General features: G+C 55.9%; 17 protein-coding genes. 16 read left to right on the top strand and 1 reads right to left on the bottom strand.

The window, feature by feature from the left end; translation table 11 throughout:
* Positions 1 to 2: 2 nt before the first annotated feature.
* On the bottom strand, positions 3 to 1,520 hold the full coding sequence (gene dnaA, locus NL64_RS17900) for a chromosomal replication initiator protein DnaA (protein WP_034149404.1): 1,518 nt from the start codon (positions 1,518 to 1,520) through the stop codon (positions 3 to 5).
* A gap of 566 nt (positions 1,521 to 2,086) precedes the next feature.
* Here dnaA and rpmH point away from each other — a divergent pair.
* From rpmH to atpG, 16 genes are all read left to right on the top strand, one after another.
* Complete coding sequence (gene rpmH / locus NL64_RS29700; RefSeq protein WP_003213577.1) at positions 2,087 to 2,221, top strand: 50S ribosomal protein L34; 135 nt, start codon at positions 2,087 to 2,089, stop codon at positions 2,219 to 2,221.
* A 16-nt stretch (positions 2,222 to 2,237) separates the two neighbouring features.
* The gene (gene rnpA, locus NL64_RS17895) at positions 2,238 to 2,639 is read left to right on the top strand and encodes a ribonuclease P protein component (RefSeq protein WP_028620331.1); all 402 of its coding nucleotides are present in this window, start codon (positions 2,238 to 2,240) and stop codon (positions 2,637 to 2,639) included.
* Positions 2,632 to 2,877 carry a membrane protein insertion efficiency factor YidD gene (gene yidD / locus NL64_RS29695; protein ID WP_003213574.1) on the top strand — a complete coding sequence of 82 codons (246 nt, stop codon included), beginning with the start codon at positions 2,632 to 2,634 and terminating at the stop codon, positions 2,875 to 2,877. The genes rnpA and yidD overlap by 8 nt, the downstream gene beginning before the upstream one ends.
* Positions 2,878 to 2,879: 2 nt before the next feature.
* Positions 2,880 to 4,559, top strand: a complete 1,680-nt coding sequence (yidC, locus tag NL64_RS17890) for a membrane protein insertase YidC (protein ID WP_034149403.1) — start codon at positions 2,880 to 2,882, stop codon at positions 4,557 to 4,559.
* A 79-nt stretch (positions 4,560 to 4,638) separates the two neighbouring features.
* Complete coding sequence (mnmE, locus tag NL64_RS17885; RefSeq protein ID WP_034149402.1) at positions 4,639 to 6,009, top strand: tRNA uridine-5-carboxymethylaminomethyl(34) synthesis GTPase MnmE; 1,371 nt, start codon at positions 4,639 to 4,641, stop codon at positions 6,007 to 6,009.
* Positions 6,010 to 6,560: 551 nt separating this feature from the next.
* Positions 6,561 to 8,459 carry a tRNA uridine-5-carboxymethylaminomethyl(34) synthesis enzyme MnmG gene (mnmG, locus tag NL64_RS17880; RefSeq protein WP_034149401.1) on the top strand — a complete coding sequence of 633 codons (1,899 nt, stop codon included), beginning with the start codon at positions 6,561 to 6,563 and terminating at the stop codon, positions 8,457 to 8,459.
* Positions 8,456 to 9,100: a 16S rRNA (guanine(527)-N(7))-methyltransferase RsmG gene (gene rsmG / locus NL64_RS17875; RefSeq protein WP_034149400.1), complete on the top strand. Its 645-nt coding sequence runs from the start codon at positions 8,456 to 8,458 to the stop codon at positions 9,098 to 9,100. The genes mnmG and rsmG overlap by 4 nt, the downstream gene beginning before the upstream one ends.
* 18 nt (positions 9,101 to 9,118) lie before the next feature.
* Complete coding sequence (locus NL64_RS17870; protein WP_034149399.1) at positions 9,119 to 9,916, top strand: ParA family protein; 798 nt, start codon at positions 9,119 to 9,121, stop codon at positions 9,914 to 9,916.
* Between the two features lie 9 nt (positions 9,917 to 9,925).
* Entirely contained in the window at positions 9,926 to 10,798 is an 873-nt protein-coding gene (locus NL64_RS17865; protein WP_034149398.1) for a ParB/RepB/Spo0J family partition protein, read from the top strand.
* 148 nt (positions 10,799 to 10,946) lie between these two features.
* Complete coding sequence (locus tag NL64_RS17860; RefSeq protein ID WP_034149397.1) at positions 10,947 to 11,354, top strand: F0F1 ATP synthase subunit I; 408 nt, start codon at positions 10,947 to 10,949, stop codon at positions 11,352 to 11,354.
* Between the two features lie 16 nt (positions 11,355 to 11,370).
* Positions 11,371 to 12,240, top strand: a complete 870-nt coding sequence (gene atpB / locus NL64_RS17855) for a F0F1 ATP synthase subunit A (protein ID WP_034149396.1) — start codon at positions 11,371 to 11,373, stop codon at positions 12,238 to 12,240.
* Positions 12,241 to 12,373: 133 nt separating this feature from the next.
* Complete coding sequence (atpE, locus tag NL64_RS17850; RefSeq protein WP_003097235.1) at positions 12,374 to 12,631, top strand: F0F1 ATP synthase subunit C; 258 nt, start codon at positions 12,374 to 12,376, stop codon at positions 12,629 to 12,631.
* A 58-nt stretch (positions 12,632 to 12,689) separates the two neighbouring features.
* A complete protein-coding gene (locus tag NL64_RS17845; protein WP_034149395.1) occupies positions 12,690 to 13,160 on the top strand; it encodes a F0F1 ATP synthase subunit B in 471 nt (156 codons plus the stop codon).
* Between the two features lie 12 nt (positions 13,161 to 13,172).
* A complete protein-coding gene (locus NL64_RS17840; RefSeq protein ID WP_034149394.1) occupies positions 13,173 to 13,709 on the top strand; it encodes a F0F1 ATP synthase subunit delta in 537 nt (178 codons plus the stop codon).
* Between the two features lie 21 nt (positions 13,710 to 13,730).
* Positions 13,731 to 15,275 carry a F0F1 ATP synthase subunit alpha gene (gene atpA / locus NL64_RS17835; RefSeq protein ID WP_034149393.1) on the top strand — a complete coding sequence of 515 codons (1,545 nt, stop codon included), beginning with the start codon at positions 13,731 to 13,733 and terminating at the stop codon, positions 15,273 to 15,275.
* Positions 15,276 to 15,325: 50 nt separating this feature from the next.
* The gene (gene atpG / locus NL64_RS17830) at positions 15,326 to 16,186 is read left to right on the top strand and encodes a F0F1 ATP synthase subunit gamma (protein ID WP_034149392.1); all 861 of its coding nucleotides are present in this window, start codon (positions 15,326 to 15,328) and stop codon (positions 16,184 to 16,186) included.

Below are 16,186 nucleotides of genomic sequence, written 5' to 3'. Positions count from 1 at the left end.
CATCAAGTGGTCAGTGTACGCAGCAGGTTCTTGTAGTCCTCGCGGATGTCCGCGTCGGATTCCTTAAGTTCGTTGATCTTGCGGCAGGCGTGCAAAACAGTCGTGTGGTCACGTCCGCCAAATACATCGCCGATTTCCGGCAGGCTGTGGTTGGTCAGTTCTTTGGACAAGGCCATGGCGACCTGACGCGGACGGGCAACCGAACGCGAACGACGTTTGGACAACAAGTCAGAGATCTTGATCTTGTAGTACTCAGCGACCGTGCGCTGAATGTTATCCACAGAGACCAGTTTGTCTTGTAGCGCCAACAGATCCTTCAAGGACTCGCGAATCAGCTCGATGGTGATATCGCGGCCCATGAAGTGGGAGTGGGCGATCACGCGTTTGAGCGCGCCTTCCAGTTCACGGACGTTGGAACGAATGCGTTGGGCAATGAAGAATGCCGCATCGTGTGGCAGTTCGACCTTGGCCTGATCGGCCTTCTTCATCAGGATCGCCACACGGGTTTCCAGTTCCGGCGGCTCGACGGCGACCGTCAAGCCCCAGCCGAAGCGGGATTTCAGGCGCTCTTCAAGGCCTTCGATTTCTTTCGGGTAGCGGTCACTGGTGAGAATGACCTGCTGGCCACCTTCAAGCAGGGCGTTGAAGGTGTGGAAAAACTCTTCCTGGGAACGTTCTTTGCGAGCGAAGAACTGAATGTCATCGATCAGCAATGCATCCACCGAACGGTAGAAACGCTTGAACTCGTTGATCGCGTTCAGCTGCAGCGCCTTGACCATATCCGCCACGAAGCGCTCGGAATGCAGGTACACAACCTTGGCATTCGGATTCTTCTTTAACAGGTGGTTACCCACAGCATGCATCAAGTGGGTTTTACCCAGACCCACGCCACCATAAAGGAAGAGCGGGTTGTAGCCGTGCTTGGGGTTATCCGCCACTTGCCAGGCAGCAGCCCGGGCCAGTTGGTTGGATTTACCCTCAACGAAGTTTTCGAAGGTGAAAGTGCGGTTCAGGTAGCTGGTGTGCTTGAGCGCGCCTTCAACCTGCACAGTGCGTTGTTCCGAACGAACCGGAGCCTGTTGGGAACTGGCGCCAGCCATTGGATCGAAGCTATCGCGCGAAGGCTCTTCTTCAGTGACTTCGGCAACTTTTTGCGTCGCACGCTTGGCTGGCGCTGGCGCCGGGGGCGGCGTGCTGACCGGTGCAGACGCGGCCTGAGCCTGGGACGCTGCGGCGGCAAGTGGAGCATTCGGCGCGGCACGAGGCGCCGAACTGCGCTTGCTGCCTATTAATAAGGAAAGCGCGGGCGCCATTCCGTTGCCGTGCTCGTCCAGCAGCTCCATCACACGACCGAGGTATTTTTCGTTGACCCAGTCCAGAACAAAACGATTGGGTGCGTAAACACGCAACTCGTCGCCTTCGGCTTCGACCTGTAGTGGACGGATCCAAGTGTTGAATTGTTGGGCAGGCAGCTCATCGCGCAAAAGCTCCACGCACTGCTGCCAAAGTTCCACTGACACGGATATCCCCTAAGTTGAAAGCCGGTGAGGCAAAAACAAGCGGCCATTGTAACGACCAGACGCCGACTTATCCACACGAAGGTTGCTCACAAACCAGGATCAATCAACGTTTTATACGCAAAAAAGACGACCAATGGTCTGTGCATAAGCTCTGTGGATAACCGGGTCTGAGCTCATTGCACAACTGGGGGTGAAACTCGGTGGATAACCTGGCTGTGGATAACCGGCTGTTTCACACACAGGTTATCCGACAGTGCAGCACAGGCTGAACACGGTTTTCCACTGTAGTTGTCATTCTCTGTACATCAGGAGAAATAAGGGCTACTGCCAGTTATCCACAGATGGCCGCGTCCCTAGCTTTTATAAGCTTTACAGAAAAGCTTTAAATACTCTCCTTCTTTATTTTTATGTTTATCGGTGGATTCGTACCGGCCAAACCTCTGGAGATCTATTTATAAGGAAACGTTGGTTGGAAATTGACCTAGAGGCTTGCTTTCTCTAGAATCCCCGGTCTCTTAAAACGGGGGCCATTCCGGCCCGTTGTGGACGAACCAGGTAACACGACAATGAAACGTACTTTCCAACCAAGCACTATCAAACGCGCTCGTACCCACGGTTTCCGTGCTCGCATGGCTACCAAGAACGGTCGTGCCGTCCTGTCGCGTCGTCGCGCCAAAGGTCGTGCGCGTCTGGCAGTTTGATAATCCGGCACTGGAGGTGAGTCAGGACTTCAGTCGGGAAAAGCGTCTGCTTACCCCCCGGCATTTCAAGGCAGTCTTTGACTCCCCTACCGGCAAGGTTCCGGGGAAAAATCTCCTGCTCCTTGCGCGCAACAACGATCTTGATCACCCCCGTCTCGGGCTGGTTATCGGGAAAAAGAGCGTAAAGCTCTCCGTCGAGCGCAATCGCCTCAAACGTCTGATGCGCGAATCGTTTCGTCTGAACCAGGATTCACTGGTCGGCTGGGACATCGTTATCGTCGCGCGCAAAGGTTTGGGCGACGTAGAAAACCCCGAATTGATTCAGCATTTCGGCAAACTCTGGAAGCGTCTGGCACGCAGCACGCCGGTACCAGCAGTCAAAACCGAAACTGTAGGGGTAGACAGTCCAGATGCGTAAACTGGCACTCGTTCCGATCCAGTTTTACCGCTATGCCATTAGTCCCCTGATGGCCAATCACTGTCGTTTCTACCCCAGTTGTTCCTGCTACGCGTTAGAAGCCATTGAAAATCATGGCCTTCTTCGCGGTGGCTGGCTGACCTTTCGTCGTTTAGGTCGCTGTCATCCGTGGAATCCCGGTGGTTATGACCCGGTTCCACCTATCCCTACCTCCCGTTCTTCTTCGATGGCCGAGTAATCATGGATATCAAACGCACGATCCTGATCGTCGCCCTGGCAATCGTGTCCTACGTTATGGTTCTTAAATGGAACCAGGACTATGGTCAGGCTGCCCTGCCGACTCAGAATGTTGCTTCCAGTACGACCGCACCGGGCCTCCCGGATACGGCAACTGGCAATAAAGCGTCCGTCAGTGACGACATTCCACACGCCGCAAACGATACCAGCGCACCTGCCGAAACTCCGGTAGCCGTGAGCACCGACCTCATCCAGATCAAAACGGATGTGCTCGATCTGGCCATCGATCCACAAGGTGGTGATGTCGCCCAGCTGAAATTGCCGCTGTATCCACGTCGCCAGGACCATCCGGAAATTCCATTCCAGTTGTTCGATAATGGCAACGAGCGCACTTATCTGGCTCAAAGTGGCTTGATCGGCAGCAACGGTCCGGATGCAAGTCCTACCGGTCGTCCGGTTTACTCCTCGGAGAAGAAGGTTTATCAACTGGCTGACGGCCAGGACCAATTGGTCGTGGACCTGAAGTTCAGTAAGGACGGCGTCAACTACATCAAGCGTTTCACCTTGAAACGTGGCCTGTACGACGTAACCGTCTCCTACCTGATCGACAACCAGAGCGCTCAGCCTTGGTCCGGTGCAATGTTCGCTCAGTTGAAGCGTGACGCCAGTTCCGATCCATCTTCCAGCACCGCCACCGGCACCGCGACTTACCTGGGCGCAGCCCTGTGGACAAGTTCCGAGCCGTACAAGAAAGTGTCCATGAAGGACATGGACAAGGCACAGCTGAAAGAAACCGTTACCGGTGGTTGGGTTGCATGGTTGCAACACTACTTCGTGACCGCGTGGATTCCGGCCAAGGGCGAAAATAACGTCGTCCAGACCCGTAAAGACAGCAAAGGCAACTACATCATCGGCTACACCGGTCCTTCGCTGACCGTTGCACCGGGTGCCAAAGCTGAAACCAGCGCCACTCTGTACGCCGGTCCGAAAAGCCAGGCGGTGCTGAAAGAGTTGTCCCCAGGGCTGGAATTGACCGTCGACTACGGCATTCTGTGGTTCATCGCTCAACCGATCTTCTGGTTGCTGCAACACATTCACGCCATTGTGGGTAACTGGGGCTGGTCGATCATCTTCCTGACCATGCTGATCAAAGGGATTTTCTTCCCATTGTCGGCCGCCAGCTACAAATCCATGGCGCGCATGCGCGCAGTGGCACCGAAACTGGCTGCCCTGAAAGAGCAACATGGCGATGATCGGCAGAAAATGTCGCAAGCCATGATGGAGCTGTACAAGAAAGAGAAGATCAATCCGCTGGGTGGTTGCTTGCCAATCCTTGTGCAGATGCCGGTTTTCCTCTCGCTGTACTGGGTTCTGCTGGAAAGCGTTGAAATGCGCCAGGCGCCGTTCATGCTGTGGATTACTGACCTGTCGATCAAGGATCCGTTCTTCATTCTGCCGATCATCATGGGTGCAACCATGTTCATCCAGCAGCAGTTGAACCCGACTCCACCGGATCCGATGCAGGCCAAGGTGATGAAGCTGATGCCAATCATCTTCACCTTCTTCTTCCTGTGGTTCCCGGCTGGTCTGGTGCTGTACTGGGTAGTGAACAACTGCCTGTCGATCGCCCAACAGTGGTACATCACGCGTAAGATCGAAGCAGCTACCAAAGCAGCTGCCTGATTTACACTGTGGATAACCACTCAAAACGCCCCCTAGTGGGGCGTTTTGCTATCTGTCACTTTTGTCTGGATACCGGTTTATGAGCGCTCCTCGTGAAACCATTGCCGCCGTTGCTACCGCACAAGGTCGCGGCGGAGTCGGAATCGTCCGTATCTCGGGACCGTTGGCCAGCGTTGCGGCCAAGGCCTTCAGTGGTCGAGAACTCAAGCCGCGATTTGCTCACTACGGTGAGTTTTTCGGTGAAAACGACGAGGTGCTGGATCAGGGTATCGCCCTGTATTTCCCCGGCCCGAATTCGTTCACTGGCGAAGACGTGCTGGAACTGCAAGGCCATGGCGGACCGATTGTTCTGGATATGTTGCTCAAACGCTGCCTGGAACTGGGCTGCCGTCTGGCCCGGCCGGGAGAATTCAGCGAACGCGCATTCCTCAATGACAAGCTCGATCTGGCTCAAGCTGAAGCAATTGCCGACTTGATCGAAGCCAGTTCTGCACAGGCTGCTCGAAATGCCCTTCGTTCCTTGCAAGGTGCATTTTCAACACGTGTGCATAACCTGACCGAGCAATTGATCGGCCTGCGGATCTATGTCGAAGCAGCGATCGACTTCCCGGAGGAGGAAATCGACTTCCTCGCCGATGGCCATGTACTGAGCATGCTCGACAAAGTTCGTGACGAGTTATCCACCGTCATGCGTGAAGCCGGGCAAGGTGCCTTGCTGCGTGATGGCATGACGGTGGTAATCGCCGGTCGTCCGAATGCTGGCAAATCCAGCCTGCTCAACGCGTTAGCTGGTCGTGAAGCAGCCATCGTGACCGAGATTGCCGGTACGACCCGAGACGTTCTTCGTGAACATATTCACATCGATGGCATGCCGCTGCACGTGGTCGATACAGCGGGTCTGCGCGATACCGACGATCATGTGGAAAAGATTGGCGTAGAGCGGGCATTAAAGGCCATTGGCGAAGCCGATCGCGTGCTACTGGTGGTTGATGCCACAGCCCCCGAAGCCCTTGATCCCTTTGCTTTGTGGCCGGAATTCCTTGAAACCCGTCCCGATCCGGCAAAGGTCACACTGATCCGCAACAAGGCTGACCTGACGGGTGAAGCGATTGCCCTGGAAGTCAGTGAGGATGGCCATGTCACTATCAGTCTGAGCGCCAAGTCTGCCGGCGTCGGTCTGGAATTATTACGCGACCACCTCAAGGCCTGCATGGGCTATGAGCAGACCTCTGAAAGCAGCTTCAGCGCCCGCAGGCGTCACCTTGAGGCGCTGCGTCATGCCAGCGCCTCCCTTGAGCACGGCCGCGCTCAACTGACTCTGGCGGGTGCCGGCGAGTTGCTGGCCGAAGATTTGCGCCAGGCTCAACAATCCCTGGGTGAAATCACCGGCGCATTCAGCTCCGATGACCTGTTGGGTCGGATCTTCTCCAGCTTCTGCATCGGTAAGTAGTCGTCCCATTGTTAACAGACAGGCCATTCGTGCCTGTCTGTCCTCTCCTTTTTCTGAAATAAACCTCCAGTGCTGAGCCGATAGATTCTGCTTGTGCGGATTTTCCGTGCCCGGAAATCGCCCCTTCAACGTTTTTCTGTGGATTAAGCCCTGTGAATAACCGTGGCTAAGGGCAGTTGATAACAGGGCCTCAAAACTGAAGATAACCGCCTCTGTGGATAACCACTACTTTAATCCACAGGCTTAGACCGCTTATCCAAGGGCCTCATTGGCACATGACCACAGGGTTTTGATTCTCTGTACACGTTGAATATAAAGGCCTTCAGCGATCTATCCACAGAAACATCGGTCAGTAGAAATAAACATAAAAACAAAGATTTAATAAATTTCTCTCTTTTTAATTTCTATAACCCCGACTTCTCCACAGCTGGTTAAATTTTGTGCAAAGGGTTCTTTAGGAAGGGCGAAGTCCCTATACTTGTCGACCAGGTCCAAAAACCTGAGCTCAAACTATTCCTGAATTACCTACTTAAGCAGGCACGAGGTGCGTGGTGGATTTCCCTTCCCGTTTTGAAGTGATCGTCATCGGCGGCGGTCATGCCGGTACCGAGGCAGCACTGGCCTCAGCACGTATGGGGGTCAAAACCCTGTTGCTGACGCATAACGTGGAAACCCTCGGTGCCATGAGTTGCAACCCGGCCATTGGCGGGATTGGCAAAAGCCACTTGGTCAAGGAAATCGATGCCCTCGGCGGCGCGATGGCCATGGCCACCGATAAAGGTGGTATTCAATTTCGCGTGTTGAACAGCCGCAAAGGCCCTGCCGTGCGCGCAACCCGTGCACAGGCAGACCGGATTTTGTACAAGGCTGCTGTCCGCGAAATCCTTGAAAACCAGCCGAACCTGTGGATATTTCAGCAGGCCGCCGACGACCTGATCGTCGAGCAAGAACAAGTCCGTGGTGTTGTCACCCAAATGGGTCTGCGTTTCTTCGCCGATTCCGTGGTGTTAACCACCGGCACGTTCCTCGGTGGACTTATCCACATCGGGTTGCAGAATTTTTCCGGCGGTCGCGCCGGTGATCCACCATCAATCGCGCTGGCTCACCGTCTGCGTGAACTGCCATTGCGTGTGGGTCGTCTGAAAACCGGTACTCCGCCGCGTATCGACGGCCGGTCTGTGGATTTTTCGGTTATGTCCGAACAACCCGGTGATACACCGATCCCTGTGATGTCGTTCATGGGCACCAAGGAACAGCATCCACGGCAAGTCAGTTGCTGGATTACCCACACAAATGCCCGCACCCACGGAATCATTGCCGCGAACCTCGACCGTTCGCCGATGTATTCCGCTGCCGGTGAGATCGAAGGCATTGGCCCGCGTTATTGCCCGTCGATCGAAGACAAAATCCATCGCTTCGCCGACAAGGAAAGCCATCAGGTGTTCATCGAACCGGAAGGTTTGACCACCCATGAGCTGTATCCAAACGGGATATCCACAAGCTTGCCGTTCGACGTGCAATTGCAGATCGTGCAATCGATCCGCGGCATGGAAAACGCGCACATCGTGCGTCCGGGCTATGCGATCGAGTACGACTACTTCGATCCTCGCGATTTGAAATACAGCCTGGAAACCAAAGTCATCGGCGGCCTGTTCTTCGCCGGGCAAATCAACGGTACAACCGGTTACGAAGAAGCCGGTGCCCAGGGTTTGCTCGCCGGCACCAACGCGGCACTGCGTGCACAAGGTAAAGACGCCTGGTGTCCGCGTCGCGATGAAGCGTATATCGGCGTCCTGGTTGACGACCTGATTACCTTGGGAACCCAAGAGCCGTACCGGATGTTCACTTCCCGTGCCGAATACCGTTTGATCCTGCGCGAAGACAACGCCGACCTGCGCCTGACCGAAAAAGGTCGCGAACTGGGCCTGGTGGATGACGTGCGCTGGGCGGCTTTCTGCAAAAAACGCGAAAGCATCGAACTGGAAGAGCAGCGCCTGAAAAGCACCTGGGTACGCCCGGGCACCGAACAGGGCGATGCCATTGCCGAAAAATTCGGCACGCCACTGACCCACGAATACAACCTGCTCAATCTCTTGAGCCGTCCGGAAATCGACTACGCTGGTCTGATCGCCGTGACCGGCGGGGGCGCAGAAGATCCACAGGTTGCCGAGCAGGTCGAAATCAAGACCAAGTACGCCGGCTACATCGATCGTCAACAAGATGAAATCGCTCGTCTACGGGCCAGCGAAGATACAAAACTGCCTGTGGATATCGATTACACGAACATTTCCGGTCTCTCCAAGGAGATCCAGAGCAAGCTCGGTGCGACCCGTCCAGAAACTTTGGGCCAGGCGTCGCGTATCCCGGGTGTCACACCGGCGGCCATTTCGCTGTTGATGATTCATTTGAAAAAACGCGGCGCGGGCCGTCAGTTGGAGCAAAGCGCTTGAGTTCGTTGGTCACCTCGCAACACGCAGAAGAGTTATCCACAGGTGCTCGCCAGCTCGGTGTCGCTCTGACTGAAACCCAGCACGCGCAGCTGCTGGGTTATCTGGCCCTGTTGATCAAATGGAACAAGGCTTACAACCTGACCGCCGTGCGGGATCCGGACGAAATGGTGTCCCGTCATTTGCTCGATAGTCTGAGCGTGATGACGTTCATCGAAAACGGTCGCTGGCTCGACGTGGGCAGCGGCGGCGGCATGCCGGGGATTCCGTTGGCGATCCTGTTTCCAGAGTCCCAAGTGACTTGCCTGGACAGTAACGGCAAGAAAACCCGCTTCCTGACCCAGGTCAAACTCGAACTCAAACTGGATAACCTGCAAGTTATCCACAGTCGCGTCGAAGCCTTCCAGCCTGCCCAGCCGTTCAACGGGATAATTTCCCGGGCGTTCAGCAGCATGGAGAACTTCAGCAACTGGACGCGCCACCTCGGCGACACCGATACACGTTGGCTGGCAATGAAGGGCGTTCATCCCGCCGATGAGCTGGTAGCATTGCCGGCGGACTTCCACCTCGATAGCGAACACGCCCTGGCCGTACCCGGTTGCCAAGGCCAACGCCATCTGCTGATACTGCGCCGCACGGCATGATTGGGAACACAAGCAAGAATGGCTAAGGTATTCGCGATAGCGAACCAAAAGGGTGGTGTGGGCAAGACCACCACCTGTATCAACCTCGCAGCATCCCTGGTCGCGACCAAGCGTCGGGTATTGCTGATCGATCTCGATCCACAGGGCAACGCCACCATGGGTAGCGGTGTGGATAAACACGGCCTGGAAAACTCGGTCTATGACCTGTTGATCGGCGAATGCGATCTGGCTCAGGCCATGCATTATTCCGAACACGGTGGTTACCAGTTGTTGCCGGCCAACCGCGATCTGACTGCCGCCGAAGTGGTTCTGCTGGAAATGCAGATGAAGGAAAGTCGCCTGCGCAGCGCGCTGGCGCCGATCCGTGAAAACTACGATTACATTTTGATCGACTGCCCGCCGTCGCTGTCGATGCTGACCTTGAACGCTTTGGTTGCCGCCGACGGGGTGATTATCCCCATGCAGTGCGAGTATTTCGCACTCGAAGGCTTGAGCGACCTTGTGGATAACATCAAGCGCATCGCTGAACTGCTGAACCCGAACCTCAAGGTCGAAGGCCTGTTACGGACGATGTACGACCCGCGCCTGAGCCTGATGAACGACGTATCGGCACAGCTCAAGGAACACTTCGGCGATCAGCTCTACGACACTGTCATTCCACGCAACATCCGTCTGGCCGAAGCTCCAAGCTATGGCATGCCGGCGCTGGCGTACGACAAATCATCGCGCGGTGCCGTGGCCTACCTGGCTCTGGCGGGTGAAATGGTTCGTCGTCAACGCAAAAACTCACGCATCGCCGCCGCCCAGCCAACTTAAGGAATCCCCATGGCCGTCAAGAAACGAGGTCTCGGACGTGGACTGGATGCACTGCTGAGTGGTCCGACCGTCAGCTCGCTGGAGGAACAAGCGGTGCAAGCCGATCAGCGCGAGTTGCAGCACCTGCCCCTGGACCTGCTCCAGCGCGGCAAGTATCAACCACGTCGGGATATGGATACGCAAGCGCTCGAAGAATTGGCGCAGTCGATCAAGGCTCAGGGCGTCATGCAGCCGATCGTGGTTCGTCCAATCGGTAGCGGTCGTTTCGAAATCATTGCCGGTGAACGCCGCTGGCGCGCCAGCCAGCAAGCGGGCCAGGAAACCATCCCGGCGATGGTTCGCGATGTCTCGGATGAAACCGCGATCGCCATGGCGCTGATCGAGAACATCCAGCGCGAAGACCTCAACCCGATCGAAGAAGCCGTGGCCTTGCAGCGTTTGCAGCAGGAATTCCAGCTGACCCAGCAACAAGTCGCCGAAGCTGTGGGTAAGTCGCGGGTGACCGTGGCTAACTTGTTGCGGTTGATTTCGTTGCCGGAAGTGATCAAGACCATGCTGTCCCACGGCGATCTGGAAATGGGTCATGCCCGTGCGTTGCTCGGTCTGCCGGATAATCAACAGGTTGAAGGGGCGCGACATGTTGTCGCACGTGGCCTGACTGTGCGCCAAACTGAGGCACTAGTTCGGCAGTGGTTGAGTGGCAAACCGGAGCCTGTTGAAGCGGCAAAACCGGACCCGGATATCGCTCGTCTGGAACAGCGCCTGGCCGAGCGCCTAGGCTCTGCGGTGCAGATTCGCCACGGGAAGAAGGGAAAGGGTCAGTTGGTGATTGGCTACAACTCCCTGGATGAACTACAAGGTGTGCTCGCGCATATCCGCTGAAACATTTCCTCATGTAGCGCGCAGTCGGAAATCACTACCTGACAGTTGAATAGGGGCAGAACCGCCCCTATACTCTGCGCGCATTTTGTCGGCACAAATTATGCCAAGTTATTGAATTCTGGCAGCCGACCATTGGAGAGCAATAGTGATGGAAACCCGCACGCCAAACCGCTTGCCGTTCCATCGTCTGGCAGTTTTTCCGGTGTTAATGGCTCAGTTTGTCATTTTGCTGATTGCCGCTTTGGCGCTCTGGCAATTGTATGGAGTCGTTGCCGGGTACTCGGGACTCTGCGGAGGCCTGATAGCCTTGCTGCCCAATGTTTATTTCGCTCACAGGGCATTTCGGTTTTCCGGCGCCCGAGCAGCTCAAGCCATCGTCCGGTCATTTTATGCCGGCGAGGCGGGCAAACTGATTTTGACGGCAGTGCTCTTTGCATTGACGTTTGCAGGTGTGAAGCCATTGGCGCCGCTAGCTGTATTCGGCGTCTTCGTTCTGACCCAACTGGTCAGCTGGTTCGCGCCCCTGCTGATGAGAACAAGACTTTCGAGACCTTAGGGCGTTTGAGGCAACCATGGCAGAAACAACCGCTTCGGGCTATATCCAGCACCACTTGCAGAACCTGACTTTCGGTCAGCACCCTACCGGCGGCTGGGGCTTTGCCCACACCGCAGCAGAAGCCAAAGAAATGGGCTTCTGGGCTTTCCACGTCGATACCCTCGGCTGGTCGGTCGCATTGGGTCTGATCTTCGTTCTTCTTTTCCGCATGGCGGCAAAGAAGGCGACTTCCGGTCAGCCTGGTGCTTTGCAGAACTTCGTTGAAGTATTGGTCGAATTCGTCGATGGCAGCGTGAAAGACAGCTTCCATGGCCGTAGCCCGGTGATTGCACCGCTGGCACTGACCATCTTCGTCTGGGTGTTCCTGATGAACGCCGTCGACCTGATACCGGTCGACTGGATTCCTCAGCTGGCCATCCTGATCTCCGGCGATGCACACATCCCGTTCCGCGCCGTGTCGACTACCGACCCGAACGCGACCCTAGGCATGGCGCTGTCGGTTTTCGCACTGATCATTTTCTACAGCATCAAGGTCAAGGGCATCGGCGGCTTTATCGGCGAGCTGACCCTGCACCCGTTTGGCAGCAAGAACATTTTCGTTCAGGCCCTGCTGATCCCGGTGAACTTCCTGCTGGAATTCGTAACCCTGATCGCCAAACCGATCTCCCTGGCTCTGCGTCTGTTCGGCAACATGTATGCCGGTGAGCTGGTGTTCATTCTGATTGCTGTGATGTTCGGCAGCGGTCTGCTCTGGCTTAGTGGCCTGGGCGTTGTTCTGCAGTGGGCGTGGGCTGTGTTCCACATCCTGATCATCACCCTGCAGGCGTTCATCTTCATGATGCTGACCATCGTCTACCTGTCGATGGCGCACGAAGAAAACCATTAAGACCAGTCTCGACTAGTCTGATGTCCTTCCCGGTCAAACGGGAAGGTGCTCCTCACGGAGCATCTGAAACGATTTGTTTTACCGCTTTAATCTAAAAAACCTAAACCATACGACGTAAAAGTCGGGAGGAAAGATGGAAACTGTAGTTGGTCTAACCGCTATCGCTGTTGCACTGTTGATCGGCCTGGGCGCACTGGGTACCGCAATTGGTTTCGGCCTGCTGGGCGGCAAGTTCCTGGAAGGCGCAGCGCGTCAGCCAGAAATGGTTCCAATGCTGCAAGTTAAAATGTTCATCGTTGCCGGTCTGCTCGACGCCGTAACCATGATCGGTGTTGGTATCGCTCTGTTCTTCACCTTTGCGAACCCGTTCGTTGGTCAGATCGCTGGCTAATTACTCGGATCTTCCGGGTAATTTGGTGTGATGGACAACGTAACTGCGAGGTGTTGGCGTGAACATTAATGCGACCCTGATTGGCCAGTCCGTTGCGTTCCTGATTTTTGTACTGTTCTGCATGAAGTTCGTATGGCCTCCGGTCATCGCGGCACTGCACGAACGTCAAAAGAAGATCGCGGATGGACTGGACGCTGCCAGCCGAGCAGCTCGCGACCTGGAGTTGGCCCAAGAGAAAGCGGGTCAGCAACTGCGCGAAGCGAAAGCTCAGGCAGCTGAAATCATCGAGCAAGCCAAGAAACGCGGTAACCAGATCGTTGAAGAGGCTGTTGAAAAAGCCCGTATCGACGCTGACCGTGTGAAGGTTCAGGCTCAGGCCGAGATCGAACAGGAACTGAACAGTGTCAAAGACGCGCTGCGTGCCCAAGTGGGCTTGCTGGCAGTCGGCGGCGCCGAGAAGATCCTGGGTGCCACAATCGATCAAAACGCGCACGCAGAGCTGGTAAACAAACTGGCTACTGAAATCTAAGCGAGGGCGATCATGGCAGAACTGACCACGTTGGCCCGACCTTACGCTAAGGCGGCCTTCGAGCACGCTCAGGCCCACCAGCAACTGGCCAATTGGTCAGCCATGCTCGGCCTGGCAGCAGCGGTGTCGCAAGACGACACCATGCAGCGCGTGCTCAAGGCCCCGCGACTGACGAGCGCAGAAAAGGCCGCCACGTTTATTGACGTGTGCGGCGACAAGTTTGATGTGAAGGCACAGAACTTCATCAACGTCGTTGCCGAAAACGACCGTCTCTCGCTTCTGCCGGAGATTGCCGCTCTTTTCGACCTGTACAAGGCCGAACAAGAGAAATCGGTAGATGTTGAAGTGACCAGTGCTTTTGCATTGAACCAAGAACAGCAAGACAAACTCGCCAAGGTTCTCAGTGCACGACTCAACCGGGAAGTGCGCCTGCAAGTCGAGGAAGACAAATCCCTTATTGGGGGTGTTGTCATCCGCGCCGGCGACCTGGTTATCGATGGCTCGATTCGCGGCAAAATCGCGAAACTTGCCGAAGCATTGAAATCTTGAGTTTGAAGGGGCAGCAGAGCAATGCAGCAACTCAATCCTTCCGAAATAAGTGAAATTATCAAGGGCCGCATCGACAAGCTCGATGTGACCTCCCAAGCCCGTAACGAAGGCACTGTCGTCAGCGTGTCTGACGGTATCGTGCGGATTCACGGTCTGGCCGACGTTATGTACGGCGAGATGATCGAGTTTCCGGGCGGCGTCTACGGTATGGCCCTCAACCTGGAGCAAGACTCCGTAGGTGCCGTTGTACTGGGCGCTTACCAGTCTCTGGCTGAAGGCATGAGCGCCAAGTGCACCGGCCGCATCCTCGAAGTTCCGGTTGGTAAGGAACTGCTGGGTCGCGTTGTCGACGCACTGGGTAACCCTGTTGACGGCAAAGGTCCACTGGGCAACACCGAGACCGACGCGGTCGAGAAAGTTGCTCCAGGCGTGATCTGGCGTAAGTCGGTAGACCAGCCTGTACAGACTGGCTACAAGGCTGTCGATGCCATGATCCCTGTCGGCCGTGGCCAGCGTGAGCTGATCATCGGTGACCGTCAGATCGGTAAAACCGCTCTGGCGATCGACGCGATCATCAACCAGAAAGACAGCGGCATTTTCTGCGTCTACGTCGCGATCGGCCAGAAACAATCGACCATCGCCAACGTGGTTCGCAAGCTGGAAGAAAACGGCGCCCTGGCCAACACGATCATCGTGGCTGCCAGTGCTTCGGAATCTCCTGCGCTGCAATTCCTGGCACCGTACTCCGGTTGCACCATGGGCGAATACTTCCGCGACCGCGGTGAAGACGCGCTGATCGTTTATGACGATCTGTCCAAGCAAGCAGTGGCTTACCGCCAGATTTCCCTGCTGCTGCGCCGTCCACCAGGCCGTGAAGCTTACCCAGGCGACGTGTTCTATCTCCACTCCCGTCTGCTGGAGCGCGCATCCCGCGTTTCGGAAGAGTACGTAGAGAAGTTCACCAACGGCGCAGTGACCGGCAAAACCGGTTCCCTGACCGCACTGCCGATCATCGAAACCCAGGCTGGCGACGTTTCCGCGTTCGTTCCGACCAACGTGATTTCCATCACCGACGGTCAGATCTTCCTGGAATCGGCCATGTTCAACTCGGGCATCCGCCCTGCAGTGAACGCCGGTGTTTCGGTATCCCGTGTGGGTGGTGCCGCTCAGACCAAGATCATCAAGAAGCTGTCCGGTGGTATCCGTACCGCTCTGGCTCAGTACCGTGAACTGGCGGCATTCGCCCAGTTCGCTTCTGACCTGGACGAAGCGACCCGTAAGCAACTTGAGCATGGTCAGCGCGTTACCGAGCTGATGAAGCAGAAGCAATACGCACCAATGTCGATCGCTGACATGGCGCTGTCGCTGTATGCCGCTGAGCGTGGGTTCCTGACTGACGTTGAAATCACTAAGGTCGGCAGCTTCGAGCAAGCGCTGATTGCTTTCTTCAACCGCGATCACGCCGATTTGATGGCGAAGATCAACGTGAAAGGTGACTTCAATGACGAAATCGACGCTGGCATGAAAGCCGGTATCGAGAAGTTCAAGGCCACCCAAACCTGGTAAGCCGCAGCGGGAGCCGCAAGGCTCCCGCTTGCTAACCTGATAGGTGTTACATGGCAGGCGCAAAAGAGATTCGCAGTAAGATTGCGAGCATCAAAAGCACGCAAAAGATTACCAGCGCCATGGAAAAAGTGGCGGTCAGCAAAATGCGCAAGGCACAAATGCGCATGTCTGCTAGCCGTCCTTATGCGGAGCGTATCCGCCAGGTAATTGGGCATCTGGCCAACGCCAACCCGGAATACCGCCATCCGTTCATGATCGACCGTGAAGTAAAGCGCGTTGGTTATGTCGTGGTGAGCAGTGACCGTGGTCTGTGCGGCGGCTTGAACACCAACCTGTTCAAGGCCCTGGTCAAGGACATGGCGGTAAACCGCGAAAACGGCGTCGAGATTGATCTGTGTGTGATTGGTAGCAAGGGTGCGGCTTTCTTCCGCAACTTCGGCGGTAACGTCGTTGCAGCTATCAGCCACCTGGGTGAAGAGCCGTCGATCAATGATCTGATCGGCAGCGTCAAGGTGATGCTGGATGCCTACCTGGACGGCCGTATTGACCGCCTGTCCGTGGTGTCCAACAAGTTCATCAACACCATGACGCAACAGCCTACCGTGGAGCAATTGGTTCCGCTGGTGGCAACCCCGGATCAAGAACTCAAGCACCACTGGGACTATCTCTACGAACCGGACGCCAAAGAGCTGCTTGACGGCCTGATGGTGCGTTACGTGGAGTCGCAGGTGTACCAGGCGGTGGTCGAGAACAACGCGGCTGAACAGGCTGCGCGGATGATCGCAATGAAGAACGCTACCGACAACGCCGGTGATTTGATCAGCGATTTGCAGCTGGTCTACAACAAGGCGCGTCAGGCTGCGATCACCCAAGAGATCTCGGAAATCGTCGGCGGCGCTGCCGCGGTTTAA

The sequence above is a fragment of the Pseudomonas fluorescens genome (genome assembly GCF_000802965.1).
Classification (GTDB): domain Bacteria; phylum Pseudomonadota; class Gammaproteobacteria; order Pseudomonadales; family Pseudomonadaceae; genus Aquipseudomonas; species Aquipseudomonas fluorescens_A.
This window is presented reverse-complemented; position numbering and strand designations above follow the sequence as displayed.